Origin of the sequence: Rhizobium acaciae, from assembly GCF_025941625.1 — a bacterium.
Lineage (GTDB): Bacteria > Pseudomonadota > Alphaproteobacteria > Rhizobiales > Rhizobiaceae > Rhizobium > Rhizobium acaciae.
Map to the genome: position 1 here is coordinate 266784 of NZ_JAPCZO010000006.1, position 15773 is coordinate 282556.

Genomic DNA, 15773 nt, shown 5'->3' on the forward strand with positions numbered 1-15773 from the left:
AGGGAATACCCTTGCCTCCCATCCCGCCTCCTCCGGCGAACCATCTTTTGCACAATCGATCTTTCTTTTTTGCACAATCGATGGTGCAATGACTATCGATCAAGGTAGAGCTTTCGTCAAGAGGGGTTTGTTTCTAAGGGAAGCGACAAAGGAAAGGCGAGATATGACCGACATCGGCAAGAAGAAGGCGACGATCTACGATCTCTCGATGCTATCGGGTGCGTCGCCTTCCACCGTGAGCGCCGTGCTGAACGGAAGCTGGCGGAAGCGGCGTATCAAGGAGGCGACGGCGCAGCTCATTCAGAAGCTGGCAAACGAGCACGGCTATACGGCAAACCTGCAGGCTCGTGGCCTGCGTTCGTCCCGCTCCGGTCTCGTCGGTCTTCTGCTGCCGGTGCACGACAACCGCTATTTCTCCTCGATGGCCCAGTCTTTCGAGGCGCAGGTCAGAAGCCGCGGCCAGTGCCCTCTCGTCGTCAGTGCCTGTCGCGACCCGGAGGAGGAGCGCCAGGTCGTCGAGACACTGATCTCCTATTCGATCGATGAGCTTTTCATCGCCGGCGCAACCGATCCGGATGGCGTGCACAAGGTCTGCGAAAAAGCAGGGCTGAAACACGTCAACATCGATCTGCCCGGCACGCTGGCGCCGTCGATCATCAGCGACAATCATGAAGGTGCGCGCATGCTGACACAGGCGATCATCGAGCGCGCGCAGGAGGATGGACCGCTTTCACCTGACGATCTGTACCTGTTCGGCGGCCGCAACGACCATGCCAGCCATGAGCGAATTCGCGGTTTCCGCGACGTAAAGCGCGCATTGCTGGGCGCAGATCCCGACGTCTGCATCCAGCCGACCGGCTATTCACCCGCCATGACGGCCCGCGCCTTCGAAGCCTTCTACGAAGGCCACGGAAAGCTGCCGCGCGCATTCTTCGTCAATTCCTCGATCAATCTCGAAGGGCTGATGCGCTTCCTCGCCCTGCACCCGCACGAGACCTTCGCCGATATCATCGTCGGTTGCTACGACTACGATCCCTTCGGCTCTTTCCTGCCTTTCCCCGTCTTCATGATCCGGCAGGACAGCGAAACGATGATCACCAAGGGGTTTGCGATCCTCGATGCGGACCGCCGTCCGCCAATCACGCATCTGGTGCGGCCGACACTCGTGCCACCCCGCACGGCACTGACCGGCCCGCTCGACGCGCTGAAGGATATCGAGTAATGCGTCCTGCCGCGTTGGCGAGGCTGGGCTGACGCAGCAACGGACACCTTGATGCCGATTGCGTTGGCATCAACAACTGCCTTATCGGATCTAGCTTTCTGTGATGCGGCGATCTTCATCGGAGCCGACGGAAAGCTGCTTCCAGTCCAGGTCTTCCTGCAGCTCGAGATATTGCGTCGCGCCGATCTGATCTGTGTCGCGCAATTCCTCGAGCCGCTGGCGCTGGGCAAGAACGGCGGCGATCGTCAGGTGACGGCGGCGATCGAGCGGCGAGGTCTCGTTTGCATCGGTTGATGCAGTCCAATGATCCTTGCAGATCGTCCGGATCGCTTCGGCCTCGGTGCCGCCTTCCTTCTCAAGCCGCTGAAAGGCAGCTTCGGCGAGCGATCTCCGGGCCGCCTTGAGCTCATCGCGGACTTCTGCCTGCCGACCGAGTTTCAGGAAATGGATCATCGGAGCCAGGGTCGCCCCTTGAATGACCAGGGTTGCGAGCACCACCGTGAAGGCCGTGAGCACGACCAGGTCTCGCTCGGGAAAGTCGGCGGGAAGCGCGAAGGCCGTCGCCAGCGTAACGAGGCCGCGCATACCGGCCCAACCCACCAGCAAGGTTTCCCCGGATGTGAAAGGCGCCAATTCATGGCCGCTTCGGTGGCGAGACGCGACGACGGCGTGAAGCAGGAACGCCATCACCATGCGCGAAAGGATGACGCCGACCACTACGATGGCGGCAAATCCCATCGCCCGCTGAAGCTCTTCGGCCGACATCGCTTCAAGGATGCGGCGCGCCTGCAGGCCCATCAGCAGGAAAGCCACCACGTTCAGCAGGAAGACGACAGTCGTCCAGACGGCGAAGGAATGCACCCGCATCCGTGGTGAATCCTTGACCGAAGAGAGAGTGGCGAGCGTCATTGCGCTCGCCACGGTGGCAAGGACAGCCGACAGGTGCAGATGTTCGGCGATCAGCCAGGTCGAAAAAGCGTAGACGAATTGAAGCAGGGTCCCGCCGACCGTGTTTTCGGTTATCGGCCGAAGCCGCGAGACAAAAAAGCCGAAGGCGATGCCGAACAGGATTCCTCCGGGTGCGGCGAACCCCACCTGAAGTGCCGTCCCGGCATCCAGCCCACCCCGCGCCTGGACAGTCAGCGCGGCCCCGAAAAGCAGCAGAGCGGTCGCGTCGTTGAACAGGCTTTCTCCCTTGAGCAAAGCATCCACACGGCGGGCGACCGGCAAATTGGAAAGGACTGCCGTGGCGGCTGCGGCATCGGGCGGCGAAACAATTGCGCCAAGTGTGACCGCAACCGCAATCGGAAGCCCGACCGTCAGCATGCTGATCGACACGACCACGCCTGTCGTAACAAGAACAGCGACGACGGCATAGAAGAACAACGGCAGCAGCATGCGCCGCGCCGCGCCCACCGGGAAGTCATAGGCCGAATCGACAAGAACGGGCGCGATGAACAGAGCGAGCGCCGTCGGCGGATCGATCGGAATCGTGGGCGCGCCGGGCAACATCGCCACGGCGACGCCGGCGGCAGCCAGAATGCCGGGGTAGGGCAGGCGCATACGACGCGTGACCTGCAGCAGCAGGATGGCAACCGCCAGCAATGCAACAAGTGTTTCGAAGAACGTCATTTCAGCATACTAGCAGGCTTTCGAGCACATTGAAGCGGGTGCCGCCCCGATGTAAAGCTTGTGTCGTATCAAGCTGATGAGGGCGACGATGGACTACGAGGTTGCGATTGTCGGCGCTGGCGCAGCCGGCATTGCAGCAGCAAAAGGGCTGGCCGATGCCGGGCGCTCGGTCATCATCCTGGAAGCCAGCAACCGCGTGGGTGGACGGGCCTGGACAATCGAGCTGGCCGGAATGCCGCTGGATATGGGTTGCGGCTGGCTGCATTCCGCCGAGCGCAATCCTCTCGTCGCCATTGGCCGTGGGGCCGGGTTCAATATCGAGCGCGGGCCGACGGCGTGGCAAAGCCAGTGGCGCGATCTCGGCTTTACGCAGGATGAGCGCGCCGCGGCGGCGGCGGCATGGACCGCTCTTGAGGAGCGGATGCGGACCAATCCTCCCGCCAGCGACAGGGCGTCGGACGCGCTGGAGCCGGGCGGCAAATGGAACGCCTACTGCCAGTCCCTCAGCGGATATATGAACGGCACGCCGCTCGATCGGCTGTCGATCGCCGACTTTCTTGCCTATGACAATGCAGCGACCGACGCCAATTGGCGGGTGCAGGAAGGCTATGGAAGTCTGATCAGCGCGACCGTTCCAAACGTGGCCTTGCGCCTTTCGACGCCCGTTCGACGTGTGACATTGACCGCGAACGGCGTCCAGCTGGAGACCGACCGCGGTCCTGTCACGTCAGGTGCCGCGATCATCACGGCATCGACCACGGTTCTGGCCCGCGGAACCATTATCTTCGCCCCGGAGGCCGACGATCACCTCCATGCCGCAAGTCAGCTGCCGCTTGGCCTCGCAGACAAGCTGTTTTTGGAACTCCATGGCAATCATGGTCTCGAGCCGGAGACCCATCTGCTCGGCGACCCGCAAAATGCCAAGACCGGCAGCTATTATATCCGGCCGCTCGGCCGGCCAATCATCGAAGGCTTCTTCGGCGGAAACGGCGCTGTCGTCATCGAACGCGCGGGTTTGCTGGACGCATTTGCCTTCGCACTCGACCAGCTGTCATCGCTGCTCGGCAACAACATTCGCCGCCACTTGCGGCCCCTGGCAGCCTCTTCCTGGTGTCGTACCGATTGGATAGGCGGCTCCTACAGCCATGCACTGCCCGGCCATGCGAGCGCACGCGCAGTCCTGGCGCGACCGGTCGGTGACCGGCTGTTTTTCGCCGGCGAGGCAACGCACCAGTCCGACTTTTCGACCGCGCATGGCGCATGGGAAAGCGGGTTGCGGGCCGCCGACCAGGCTGCGGCCGTTCTAACACGCTCCTGATATAGCAGGGTGCATCTCGTGACCCTCAACACACCGATGCCACTGACCGACCATCATCAGCTGGCAGAATTTCATGATTGACCGGTTCGGATTGTTTACGTGCAACTATAGATCGTTTCCGCTGACAGTGTCGGCATTCCGTCGCTATCTAAGGTTCAATTTAGCCGAAACTGCCAAGGCCATTGCCCGGCGACTGACCCCCAGTTTAGAAAACACATTCTTAAGGTGGAATTTCACCGTAGGCTCGGAAAGCCCGAGCGCGCGGGCGATTTCCTTGTTGCTCTTACCTTCGTGCAGGCAGAGCAGGACCTGTTGCTCGCGTTGACTGAGAAGACTTTTGCCGCCGGCAAGAGGACCCTTGATCCGGCGGCCGTTATCGACGGGTTTGCCAAAGACGCTTTTTTCACCCTGGCCAATTATGCGACCGATGAAGTCGACGGCATCGGCACTGAAGACCTTCAGGCCGAAACGCCGCACGATCGCCCGCACGACCGTGGAGAATTCGAGTCCCTCGTCCTCGAAAAGCTGGGTCACCTCGTGCGAGCGGGCACGCGCGATCGCCAGCTGGAAATATTCGAGCGCCTGAGCATGCCGGCCGTCGTTCCAGGCGGCAACCGTTGCCAGGATTTCCGCCGCCAGCAGGTGATAACCGCTGCCGTTCGCGCGGCTTCGCGCCATCACGATCTCCAGATTGGCGAGCCCTTCGGCTGGTCGTCCCTGGGCTTTGAGAAGGCGCGCTTGTGCAACGAGGAAATCGCTTTCCTCGCGCCAAGTCCAGAAGCGCCCGAGTTCGGGATCGCGCAACGATGAAACCAACCGCTCGGCGAGAAGCACCGCCGATTCAATCAGGCCGGTCTTCGAGAAGATATCGACGCGCATGATGTCGGCCGCAATCTTCAGGCGCGGCAGCGCGCGTTCGACGGCGACCTCTTCTGCCTTGTCGATCGCTGCCATTGCCGTATCGAGACCGCTCAGCCGCAGCCGGCTACGGGCCAGCAGCGAAAACATCCGGGAATAGATATCGACCCAGCCCTCGCCCTGGACCACGGCATTGACGGCTTCACCAAGGCTCCTTTCGACCAGCGCTATCTCGCCCTGGAGGTAGAGAACATCCGCCGTCGCCACCCGGCAGATCGCTTCGAGATTGACGTCGGTCCACTGCGCGCTCTGGATCAGGTCCTGCGCCTCCCGGCAGAAAGTCAGCGCCGCCGAGAAGTTGCCGGCGAGCGTATTGACCAGCCCCAGATGGATCAGCATGAAGATCTGGGCATAGGCCGTCTTTTCCTCGCGGTAATAGGCCAATGCCTTCAAGGCACTCAGCCGGGCGAGGTCTAGATTGCCGCGCCTGGTATAGGCGATGCACAGATGGTTGTAGATCCAGCCGAGCTCCCAGGTCGATTGCGGCGAGAAACCTGACGCCATTCGTTCGAGATGCAGGATCTGCGCATCGTCGAGATGAAGATCCTCATAGATATCGACCAGCCCGTCGATGTGATCGAGCGTCGATGCCTCGATCGTCAGGAACTCGTCGCCATGCAAGGCCCGGCCTTGCTTGATTGCTTCCATCCGCTCGCGCGCCGCCTTGATGTGCCCCTTCTTCGCGAGCACCAGCACGTAACACAGCGACAGGCTCGGAGATTCGTGGATGACGCCGGCGGGCAGGTCGTCGATCAGATGTTCGAGCACTGTGTGGCCAGCGCGGATGAAGAGATTGACGCCGCCGGCCTGCCGGATCGTCTGTGCAGCGAGCGAAAAGTTGCCGGCGCGCGCCGCGTGTGAAACGGCCCTTTCCAGGAACCCGCGCTCGGCAAACCAGATCGCCGCGATGGAGTGAAGTGTTGCCTCGTCGGTCTGGGGATCACCGGCAAGCTCGATCGTCAGGCACTTCCGCACGATCGGATGAAGCCTGTACCAAGCCGCACCGGTCTGGCTCTTTTCGATCAGCGGGCTCATATCCTCGAGCAGCCGAAGGTCATCTGCCTGCAGATCGGTGCCGGAAAGATGGCTTGCCAGCTCCAGCGGGAATTCCTCCAGGATCGAGGTGACGCATAGCATTCGGCGAAGCGCCGGCGACAGCAGACGCAGGATGGCTTCGTCGATATGGCGGAAAAGATCGGGGTGTTCACCAGCCAGCAGCCTGTCGCGCTCGTCTGCACCACCGCTCTCCATCACGCCGAGCGCGATCTGCGTCAAGGCCGGCCATCCACGGGTGGCGCGTACGAAGTTTGCAACGTCGCCGGTGTTGATGTTGCGTGGAAACAGGCTGCGGATCTCGTTGCGGCTGAAGGCGAGATCGACGGCGTTGATCTCCGTGACAAGGCCGCGCACCCTGAGGCGGGCGAGCGGCAGCGGCAGTTTCTGCTGCGATGCGCAGACGATCCTCAGATTGTCGGGGGCACCTAAGAAAAATCCATCGAGGAAAGCCTGCACGTCGGGTGAGGAAGCGATATCGAGCTCGTCGATAAACAAGATTGCGCCACTTTCCCGATCGGCGACGATGTCGAACAGCTCCCGCAGGGAGGCGGGAGGCTGTGGGGCGCGGATGCCGAGCGCCAGGCAAAGATCGGCTAGCAGTTCGGCAGGCCGGGTATGCGCGGGGTCCAGCGTGATCCAGCCGCAATGACCGACACCGCCATCGAACAGCGACTGAAAATAATCGGAGCCGGAAGTGACTGCCTCATATCCCGCCTTGAGCAGCGCCGTCTTGCCGAAGCCGGACGGTGCATGGACGACGACGATCTGGCGCGCCAGACCGTCGCGGATCTTCGAAAGGGGAAAGGGACGGTCGATGGCCGTGAACAGCATGCGCGGCGGGCGAAAACGGGAACCTAGCGTCTTCAGTTCACCGCCGCCGGGGCGGGTTGCAGTTTTGCCTTCGGAACGACTGTGATGCATCCAAAAACGCCTCGCTCATTCGACCATCCTGACTAGCGAGCTTTAAGAAGCATATCCCGTGCCAGCCCAGATCTAACCGGCCTCGAGCGGTGCATAGTTCTGCGTCAGGCCGAAGGCGGCAGGGCCGAAGACGTCCAATGCCTCCGGTGTGCGCATGATCGGCGGCACTTTGACGCCAAGCACGTTGACCCGCTGGCCATAACGCAGGCGTTCGGTGGTTATCGGTTCGGCAGTATCGGCTTCGAGGATGCAGATGAGATCCGGCACGATCGCCAGCACCCTGCCGTCTTCCTCGGCCACCAGATTCTCGTTCTGGATCTGGATGCGCACCGGCCTGCGGCTTGTGTCGAAAGGTTCGATCGTCACGACGCCGACCGACCAGCCGTTCTGCTCGCGCCGCGAGACGTCGACAACCTTTCCCGAGGCCAGAAGGCGTGCGGTCTCGTAATGCGTTCCGGAGAAGAATTCGATCAGGTCGGCGAGCGGATCGCGATGCGCAGCAAGCGCCAGCCGGATGGTGCGCCCGATGCCGATGGCAAGCGACATCGTTCCGGGAACGGATACGCGACGGGTCGTGCGGCCGTCCATGCCGTAATTGACGATATAGGACTGGCCGCCCATGCGGATCGTCACGCCGCGAGCGAGCCATTCCGCCTTGGCCGCACTTTCCGTCTCGATGATGACGACGTTGCCCTGCTCGTCGGCGACGGTCACGGGTGCGGCGGGCACGCCGTAGACGTTAAAGGTCTCCATTTCGAGCTGCGGAAAGGCGCGGCCCATGCCGTCCGCGTCGATGACCGGGAGCCGGCATTCCGCCGCCAGCATGATCGGCACCATCGAGTTGATGCCGCCAGCCTCGAAGGGGATGATTGCCCCCATCGCCTTGCCGACACGTTTCTCGTAGGCTCTGAGTGCAAGCCCGATCTCTTCGCCACTGGGCATCTTCTCGATCAGGATCGTTGGCGCCCCCATCGCGCCGCAGGCGGCGACCTCTATGCCGTCAGGTACGTCGTCCAGCGGCAGAAGATCGACAGGACCGTGACGTTCGATCGCCGCCTTTGCCATGAGTTTGCCGATATAGGGATCGCCGCCGCCGCCGGTGCCGAGAAGGGCCGCGCCGACCGCCAGATCGTCGATATCCTCGTTGGTGATGATTGCCATATGTTCAGCCGATCTCTTCGATGGAAATGAAGGGTTCCTTCAGCCCGAAGCAGGCAGGGCCGAAGACATCGAGCGCCTCCGGTGTCCGCATGATTTCGGGAACGGAGACGGCAAGCACGGTGACGCGCTGTCCGTAGCGGAGGTTTTCGCTGGTGATGGGTTCGGCCGTTTCCGTGTTCATGATGCAGATGAGATCGGGCACGATCGCCTTCACCTTGCCGTCGACGCGGGCGATCAGGTTCTCGTTCTGGATCTCGATCTCCATCGTCGAGCCGAAGGGCGGCAGCCCCCCGATCGTAACGCGGCCGATCGAAAATCCGGCCTTGGTCTCGCGCATGACATCGGTGATCTTGCCGCCGAAGATGATGCGCCCGTAGCGATAGAGCGTCGAAGGCAGAAAGCCGAGCAGCGCCTCGATCGGATTCTCGTGCGAGCTTTTGGCGTTGCGCAGGACTTCGCCGATGCGGATGGCAAGGCTCAGCGTGTTCGGGATGGCGGTGCGTTTGACGTCGGCGCCCGACATCGCATATTCGGCGATATAGGCGCAGCCGCCCATGCGGGTGGCGACGGCGCGCGAAAGCCATTCCATCTGGCGGTTGTCGACCGCTTCGATGATGGCGCAATCGCCATATTCGTCGCTGACGGCCATCGGACTGCCGGACACGCCGTAGACGCCGAAGGTTTCCATTTCGAGAAAGGGGAAGGCGCGTCCCATGCCATCACCGTCGACGATCGGCAGGCCGAGGCGGGCGCCGACGACGAGCGGGATCGTCGAGTTGATGCCGCCGATCTCGATCGGCATGGTCGCCTGCGCCTTGCGGCCGAGATGGCGTTCGAGCCGCTGCAACGAGAACATCGCCTCCTCGCCGCTCGGGATCTTCTCGACCAGCACGGTCGGCGCGCCCATCATGGCGGTCGGAATGACCAGCATGTCGTCGGCCAGTTCCTTGGGGTCGATGATCTTCACCTCAAGCCCTTCGTCGAGGCATTGCTGCACCATCAGCCGGCCGACATAGGGATCGCCGCCGCCGCCGGTCCCGAGAAATGCCGCGCCGACGGCGAGGTCGCAGAGTTGTTGACTGTTGAGTTTCATAGGGTCCTCATCCGATCACGAGATCGCCGATGGCTTTGACGCGGATGCGCGTCGCACTGCCCGGCAGATAGGCGAGCGGCACTTCCTCGATATCCATGATCTTGACCGTTCCGGCCTCTGCACCCGCCTTGACCGCGCGCTCTTCGGCTTCCTTCTTGGCGCCGCCGAGCACGATGTCACGGGAGGTGCCCTCAAGCGAGAAGATGCGGTCGACCTCGCCGCCGACCTGCGCGATCGCAGCGCCAATCGCATTGGCGACGGAAGCGTTCTCAGGGCGGATGACGCGCGATGCGGAGGGCAGGTCGCGCGAGATCAGGATCGAGCCACCGCCGACCAGGATGACGGGCAGGGGCTCGGCGCTCGTCTTCATCCGGTCCACGGCCTCGTCGGCCATGCGGTGGATGGTGTCGAGCGCCGTCTCGATCGTCCTTGCCGGGATATGAGCGACACGTGAACGGTCGCCGATATCCTCGAGGCCGGCCGCGACGATGATGTCTGTCGTGGTCAGGGTATCGCCGCCGAAGATCAGGGCGCGGGAGGTAATTTCGTAGCCGACCGAATCCGGGCCAATGCGGGCGCCGTCGTCGCGCACAATCGAGCCGCCGCCGAGACCGATCGCGAGCACGTCGGGCATGCGGAAATTGGTTCTGACCCCGCCAATATCGACGGCGACGGCAGACTCGCGCGGGAAGCCCTGCATCAGCATGCCGACATCCGACGTGGTCCCGCCGATATCGACGACCATCGCCTCCCTTTCGCCGGCAAGCATCGCCGCGCCACGCATGGAATTGGTCGGGCCGGAGGCGAATGTCAGCACCGGATAACGCTCGACGTAATCAGGCACCATCAGTGTGCCGTCGTTCTGGCTGATATAGAAGGGCGCATGGATCGCCAACTCCTTCAGCGCGTTGCGGAAGGAGCTGACGACTTTGCGCGACAGGTCGGCGAGCGATGCATTCATCACCGAGGCGTTTTCGCGTTCGAGGAAACCGACCCGGCCGACTTCGTGGCTGAGCGATATCGACAGGCCGGGGATCTCGTTTCCGAGAATCTCGGCTGCCCGCAGTTCCATGTCGGGTGTGACCGGCGAGAACACCGAAGTGATCGAGGCCGCCGTGAGGCCGCGGCTGCGGATTTCACCCGCGATGCGCAGGATTTCGGGCTCATCGAGCGGCGCGATCTTGCGGCCGTCGAATTCGTTGCCGCCGCGCACCATGAAAGTGTGGCGGCCGAGCGTATCGGCCAGATCCTTCGGCCAGTCGGTCATCGGCGGCAGCGCCTTGGTCGCCGGCAGGCCGAGCCGGATGGCCGCGACTTCGAGCAGCCGCTTGCGCTCGACGACGGCATTGGTGAAATGCGTCGTGCCGATCATCACCGCCTGGATTTCCGAGACCGAAACGCCGGTCATCGACAGCACCTGCTTCAACACGGCGACAATGCCCGAGCCGACATCGCTGGTGGTCGGGCTCTTGCATGCCCCGAGCACCAGCGGGCCGTCCATCAGGGCAGCATCGGTATTCGTGCCGCCCACATCTATTCCAATACGCATCATGACCTCCGTGAGAATGTGCCTGGCCGTGGCGCCGGAGCGGAAAGCTCCGGTGCTGGCGATGATCGCTGTTTCCGTGTTGCTTCAGGCGACGAGCGCCTCGGATCGGTCGGGATCCCACCCGACCGTGACTGCGGCGCCTGGGAAAAATCGTTCGGTGCGGGACTGGTTCTGGCGCTCGGCGACGATCTCCTGCGAGCCGACCGCCAGCCGATAGCGCACCAGCGCGCCCTGGTAGGTCTCGCTGAGAACCGTTGCAGAAAGGCTGATGCCGGATGAGGTGTCGGGACCGATGATCACGTTCTCGGGACGCACCACCAATTTTGCCGCCTGCCCGGCGGTAAGCCCCTCGGGACCCCGCGTCGGCAACACGGTTCCTTCCAGCAGCACGGTCATGCCTTGCCCGTCATTGGCGCCGACCGTCACGTCGATCACGTTCGAATGACCAATAAAGGTGGTGACGAACAGCGTCTTCGGCCGTTCGTAGATTTCCTCGGGCGTCCCGACCTGGACGATGTGCGCCTTCTGCATGACGCCGATGCGGTCGGACATCGTCAAGGCCTCGTCCTGGTCGTGGGTCACATAGACGGTGGTGATACCGAGCTTCTTCTGCAGATCCTTGATCCAGTATTTCATTTCCTCCCTGAGGCTTTTGTCGAGCGCCGACAGCGGCTCGTCGAGAAGGAGGATGCGGGGCTCCGTCACCAGCACGCGGGCAAGAGCGACACGCTGCTGCTCGCCACCCGACAGCTGACGCTGGAAACGCTCCTCATATCCCGAAAGCCCGACCTGGCGCAGCGCGGCGGTGACGCGCTTGCGGATCTCCTCCTTCGGCAGCTTCCGAAGCTTCAGGCCGAAGGCGATGTTGTCGGCAACGTTCATGTGGGGGAAGATCGCGTAGTTCTGGAAGACGATGCCGATGTCGCGCTTCTCCGGCGGCAATCTCGTCACGTCGTCGCGGCCGATGAGAATCTCGCCGCCGCTCGGCGGCACGAAACCAGCGATCATCCGGAGCGTCGTCGATTTTCCGCATCCGGATGGGCCGAGAAGAGAAAAGAACTCTCCTTCGGCGATGTGCAGGTCGATGCCGGCGACCGCGACGCTGTCGCCGTAGGATTTGGCGAGCTTTTTCAGATGGATATCGGACATGCGGCGAAGGCTCTCCTGTTATCAAGATGAATAGCGGGCGGCGAGGAAACCGCCCGCTGCTGCGGCATCAGCTGGCGAAGATGCCGTTGACCGTTTCGACGATGTCGTCTTCGTTTTCGAGGTAGGAATTCCAGTCCGGCACCCAGAAGCCCTTGATGGCGTCGGCGCTGTTGACGACGCCGGCCTTGGCGAGGTTTTCGGGCAGGACCGCGTTGCTGACCGTCGGGCGCAGGTAGAATTCCTTGCCCATATTGCCGATAAAGGTCGGATCGAGGGCGCGGTCGAGAAGAGCGAAGGCGAGCTTCTTCTGCATCGGTTCGGCGTAGCGGCTGATCGTATAGGTCTGCGTCAGGATCGGCTGCTGTTCGGTCCAGTACCAGAAGGCGAAGGGCGCGCCCTTGTCGCGGGCCTGCATCGGCTCGGCATCGTCGAGCACGGCGACTATTACTTCGCCGCGGTCCATCAGCGTCTGCATGTTGCCGGTGAAATCGGAGATCTTGGCGGGCATCAGCGCCTTCATCGCCTCGTAGCCGGCATCGAGATCGTACTGATCCTTGCCGAAGATACCGCAGGCGACGAGGAAGAAGTCCATCTGCAGTGTGTTTGACGTGATGTAGGTGCCGCGCTTGCCGGCGAATTCAGGCTTCCAGAGATCCTTGAACGACGAGGGCGGCGGCGAAACCAGATCGGTGCGGTAGGCATAACCATACTGGTTGAAGGCCCAGGTGACGCCGACGCCGTTGGCGGTGGCGAAGGGCCAGAGGTTCTTGGCGTTCGGCACGTTCGGCAGCAGTTCGTCGAGCTTCAGGAAGAAATCGCCGGCTTTTGCCGTCTTGAACATCTCCGGCAGGTTCCAGTTGGTGATGTCGAGCGGCGGCTTCTCGGAGCCGCCGGCGACGAATTTCGGGAACCAGGGCCAGGTCGAGTCATACTCGATCTTGCAGTTGAACTCCTTCTGGAAGTCGGTCAGCAGATATTTGTTGACCAGCTCACCCCAGGGGCCACCCCATTCGCCGACGCGCAGCACAGCGCCGCCGGCATCGAAGACCTTGCCGTCGAAGGCGACATCCTGCGACCAGGCGTGATTGATATTGAACAGAGGCAGCGTGGTGGCAGCGACGCCCATCTTCAGGATCGTGCGGCGGGTATGCCCAGTCGTTTTCTCAGTCATGAAGTTCCCCTTTTTGCTCTATCGTTGATGTGTAGGCGTGGCGGTATTCATCCCCCGAAGGTGCGTTTCAGGTTGACGAGTCTGGAAGTCAGCACGGTGGAGAGAATGACGAGCGCGATGGCGAAGATGCCCGCGGCGGCGGCCGTCGGCTCGAACTGGTAGCGCATGGAAACATACATCGCGATCGGCAGCGTCTGCAGGTTCGGCGTCGACAGGAACAGCGTGACTTCGAACTGGCCGAACGAGACGATGAAGGCGAAGATCGTGCCCGCCGAAATTGCCGGCCCGATGATCTTCAGCGTTACCAGCCGGAAGGCGGTGAAGGGCGAGGCGCCAAGGCTGCGGGCGGCCTCCTCCAGCGAGCGGTCGAAGCCGACCAGCGCCGCGGTCACCGTCGCGATGACGAAGGGGCAGGTGACGATCACGTGGCCGATGATCAGCCCCGGCATGGTGCGGGCAAGGCCGATGCCCGTGGTCACGTAGAAGACATAGAGGGCAAGGCCGAGTACCACGCCGGGCAGCACGATCGGCAGCATGAAGAAGCCGCGCAAGATGCTGGAGGTACGGCTCTGCGAGCGTGTCAGATAGATCGCCGCCATCGTGCCGATCACGGTTGAGATCAGCGTCGAGACCAACGCAATCATGAAGCTGACGCCATAGGCCGAGAGGAATACCGGCGAGGTCAAGAAGGCCTGTATCCAGCGCAGCGACAGGCCCTCCGGCGGAAAGGTCAGGTAGTCGCCAGAATTCAGGCCGGCAAGCACCACGATGAAGACCGGCACCAGCAGGATCGCCAGCGACAGCAGCGAGATGGCCTTGAAGGCAAAGGGGATGGCGGATTCTTGGCGCATCAGGTGCGCCCTCCCGAGGTTCTGACCGCCGCCTGGTGATAGACCGCAACAGCTGCGATGCTCGTCACGAAGAGCACGACGGCGATGGCGGCGCCGAACTGCCAGCGCCCGACCTCGGCGATCTGCTGATAGATATGGATGGGCAGCACCATCACCTTCCAGCCGCCCATCAGGGCGGGGACGACATAGGAGCTGATCGAAAGCGCGAAGACCAGAAGCGTGCCGGCCAGAATTCCGGGCATCGAGAGCGGCAGCACGATGGTGACGAAGGCGTGCCAGCGCGAGGCGCCGAGGCTGCGCGCCGCCTCCTCCAGCGAGGGATGGATGGCCTTTATGATGCCGATCAGCGATAGCACCATGAAGGGTAGGGTGATCTGCACCAGCCCGACGATGACGCCGAAGACGTTGTACATCAGCGGCAGCGGCGTCGTGATCGCCCCGACCCTCAAGAGAAATCCATTGATGAGGCCGTTATCGCCGAGCAGCACCATCAGCCCGTACATGCGGATCACCATGTCGAGCTGCATGGAGGAGAGCACGAGGATCATCAAAAGCGTGGCGCGGCTCGGCTTCACGGTTTTCGCGATGACGTAGGCGAGGGGATAGCCGAAGAACAGGCAGGCGGCGCCGACGATGGCTGAAATCCAGATCGAGCGCAGGATCGATTCATAATAGCTCGCCCGTGTGAAGATGCGGACGAAATTGTCGAAGGTGATCTGGCTGTTGAGGGCGATGACGCCGGCGACGGACTTGTTGAAGGCGAGCCCGAACAGTGACGCCGTCGGGATCACGAAGAAGACAAGGAAGACGAGGAACGCCGGGATGACCAGCCACCACAGGCGGAAATCCTGAAGGGCGGCAGTCGATCCTTTCCGCTTTTCCGTTTGTGTCATGGTGTCAGCTTGCGCAATCGCCATCTCTGTCCTCTCAATGGAACGTCCAGCGTTCTCTCATTCGGCCGCAAGCGGCATGGGCAGATGAATATAGTCGTAACCGAGCAACTGTTTTTCGGGCGGCTGCGGGAAGGTCAGCTTGCTGTGGGAAAGGTTCGAACGCACCAACGCTGCGGCAACGGAAACGGCGGCAGGGATAGGGTCGATGACAGGCACGTCGATGCCATGCGCCAAAAGCCCCTCGCGCAGAGCGAAGGCGCAGCCCATCAGGCCGGTGCAGCCGAAGACGAGCGCCTCGGCGCCATCTTCCTCGACGGCCCGGATGCCTTCCTTGATCAGCATCGCCTTCGTCCGGTCGAGATCTTCCTCCAATTCCAGAACGGGAATATCGACGCTGCGCACCGAGGCGAGCTTGGTCGAAAGGCCGGCGACGGCCGCCGTGTTTTCAAAAGATGCCCGCAGCCGGCGCATGACGGTGAGGACGGAAAACCGGTGGCCGAGCATCGCCGCAAGGTGCATGCCGGTCTCGCAGGGGCCGAGCACCGGGATCGTCACGGCTTCCCGCGACGGCCTGAGACCCGGATCGCCCATGCAGTCGATGATGACGGCATGGACGCCTTCATTCTGCGCCTTGATCGCCTCGGCAATCGTTCCCGGCACCGAGAGGGCAGCCTCGAACTCGCTCTCGATCGATCCCGGCCCGGCCGTAATCTGCGCGTGGCTGACCTTGATGCCCGGATATTCCAACGCCCGGAGATCGGCGACTTTGCGAAATCCTTTGGTGACGATCGGTGACACCACGCGAATTTCTACGACGCTATCCTGCACGGCCGGCCTCC

General features: G+C 62.4%; 12 protein-coding genes. 2 read left to right on the forward strand and 10 right to left on the reverse strand.

All coding sequences use genetic code 11. The features are described from left to right. Positions 1–163 precede the first annotated feature (163 nt). Positions 164–1222: a LacI family DNA-binding transcriptional regulator gene (locus OLZ32_RS12275; RefSeq protein ID WP_264396200.1), complete on the forward strand. Its 1059-nt coding sequence runs from the start codon at positions 164–166 to the stop codon at positions 1220–1222. Between the two features lie 90 nt (positions 1223–1312). Here the strand turns inward: OLZ32_RS12275 and OLZ32_RS12280 are convergent, their stop codons facing one another. Next, positions 1313–2854, reverse strand: coding sequence for a cation:proton antiporter (locus OLZ32_RS12280; protein ID WP_260111307.1), 1542 nt, complete (start codon positions 2852–2854; stop codon positions 1313–1315). An 88-nt stretch (positions 2855–2942) separates the two neighbouring features. Here OLZ32_RS12280 and OLZ32_RS12285 point away from each other — a divergent pair, with 88 nt between their 5' ends. Then, complete coding sequence (locus tag OLZ32_RS12285) at positions 2943–4172, forward strand: flavin monoamine oxidase family protein (protein ID WP_264396201.1); 1230 nt, start codon at positions 2943–2945, stop codon at positions 4170–4172. A gap of 144 nt (positions 4173–4316) precedes the next feature. On the opposite strand, the gene OLZ32_RS12290 is transcribed toward OLZ32_RS12285, so the two are convergent. The 9 genes from OLZ32_RS12290 to OLZ32_RS12330 all read right to left on the reverse strand — a co-directional run bounded on the left by OLZ32_RS12290 (position 4317) and on the right by OLZ32_RS12330 (position 15762). Continuing rightward, the gene (locus tag OLZ32_RS12290; protein WP_264396202.1) at positions 4317–7067 is read right to left on the reverse strand and encodes a helix-turn-helix transcriptional regulator; all 2751 of its coding nucleotides are present in this window, start codon (positions 7065–7067) and stop codon (positions 4317–4319) included. A 72-nt stretch (positions 7068–7139) separates the two neighbouring features. Next, complete coding sequence (locus OLZ32_RS12295) at positions 7140–8228, reverse strand: DUF917 domain-containing protein (protein WP_028742496.1); 1089 nt, start codon at positions 8226–8228, stop codon at positions 7140–7142. A 4-nt stretch (positions 8229–8232) separates the two neighbouring features. Beyond that, positions 8233–9321 (reverse strand): DUF917 domain-containing protein, encoded by a 1089-nt coding sequence (locus OLZ32_RS12300; protein ID WP_264396203.1) that lies wholly within the window; start codon positions 9319–9321, stop codon positions 8233–8235. Between the two features lie 7 nt (positions 9322–9328). Further along, the gene (locus tag OLZ32_RS12305) at positions 9329–10870 is read right to left on the reverse strand and encodes a hydantoinase/oxoprolinase N-terminal domain-containing protein (protein WP_026160272.1); all 1542 of its coding nucleotides are present in this window, start codon (positions 10868–10870) and stop codon (positions 9329–9331) included. Between the two features lie 84 nt (positions 10871–10954). Beyond that, a complete protein-coding gene (locus tag OLZ32_RS12310) occupies positions 10955–12019 on the reverse strand; it encodes an ABC transporter ATP-binding protein (protein WP_264396204.1) in 1065 nt (354 codons plus the stop codon). Between the two features lie 67 nt (positions 12020–12086). Further along, a complete protein-coding gene (locus tag OLZ32_RS12315) occupies positions 12087–13190 on the reverse strand; it encodes an ABC transporter substrate-binding protein (protein WP_264396205.1) in 1104 nt (367 codons plus the stop codon). 47 nt (positions 13191–13237) lie between these two features. Continuing rightward, positions 13238–14041, reverse strand: a complete 804-nt coding sequence (locus OLZ32_RS12320; protein WP_003550873.1) for an ABC transporter permease — start codon at positions 14039–14041, stop codon at positions 13238–13240. Further along, positions 14041–14958 carry an ABC transporter permease gene (locus OLZ32_RS12325; RefSeq protein WP_264396206.1) on the reverse strand — a complete coding sequence of 306 codons (918 nt, stop codon included), beginning with the start codon at positions 14956–14958 and terminating at the stop codon, positions 14041–14043. The genes OLZ32_RS12320 and OLZ32_RS12325 overlap by 1 nt, the downstream gene beginning before the upstream one ends. Positions 14959–14991: 33 nt before the next feature. Next, complete coding sequence (locus tag OLZ32_RS12330; protein WP_264396207.1) at positions 14992–15762, reverse strand: aspartate/glutamate racemase family protein; 771 nt, start codon at positions 15760–15762, stop codon at positions 14992–14994. Positions 15763–15773: the final 11 nt, after the last annotated feature.

Coding starts and splice junctions, on each gene's coding strand:
- OLZ32_RS12280 (WP_260111307.1), bottom strand. CDS start 2,854: ATGACGTTCTTCGAAACACTTGTTGCATTGCTGGCGGTTGCCATCCTG.
- OLZ32_RS12290 (WP_264396202.1), bottom strand. CDS start 7,067: ATGCATCACAGTCGTTCCGAAGGCAAAACTGCAACCCGCCCCGGCGGC.
- OLZ32_RS12275 (WP_264396200.1), top strand. CDS start 164: ATGACCGACATCGGCAAGAAGAAGGCGACGATCTACGATCTCTCGATG.
- OLZ32_RS12305 (WP_026160272.1), bottom strand. CDS start 10,870: ATGCGTATTGGAATAGATGTGGGCGGCACGAATACCGATGCTGCCCTG.
- OLZ32_RS12300 (WP_264396203.1), bottom strand. CDS start 9,321: ATGAAACTCAACAGTCAACAACTCTGCGACCTCGCCGTCGGCGCGGCA.
- OLZ32_RS12315 (WP_264396205.1), bottom strand. CDS start 13,190: ATGACTGAGAAAACGACTGGGCATACCCGCCGCACGATCCTGAAGATG.
- OLZ32_RS12310 (WP_264396204.1), bottom strand. CDS start 12,019: ATGTCCGATATCCATCTGAAAAAGCTCGCCAAATCCTACGGCGACAGC.
- OLZ32_RS12325 (WP_264396206.1), bottom strand. CDS start 14,958: ATGGCGATTGCGCAAGCTGACACCATGACACAAACGGAAAAGCGGAAA.
- OLZ32_RS12295 (WP_028742496.1), bottom strand. CDS start 8,228: ATGGCAATCATCACCAACGAGGATATCGACGATCTGGCGGTCGGCGCG.
- OLZ32_RS12320 (WP_003550873.1), bottom strand. CDS start 14,041: ATGCGCCAAGAATCCGCCATCCCCTTTGCCTTCAAGGCCATCTCGCTG.
- OLZ32_RS12285 (WP_264396201.1), top strand. CDS start 2,943: ATGGACTACGAGGTTGCGATTGTCGGCGCTGGCGCAGCCGGCATTGCA.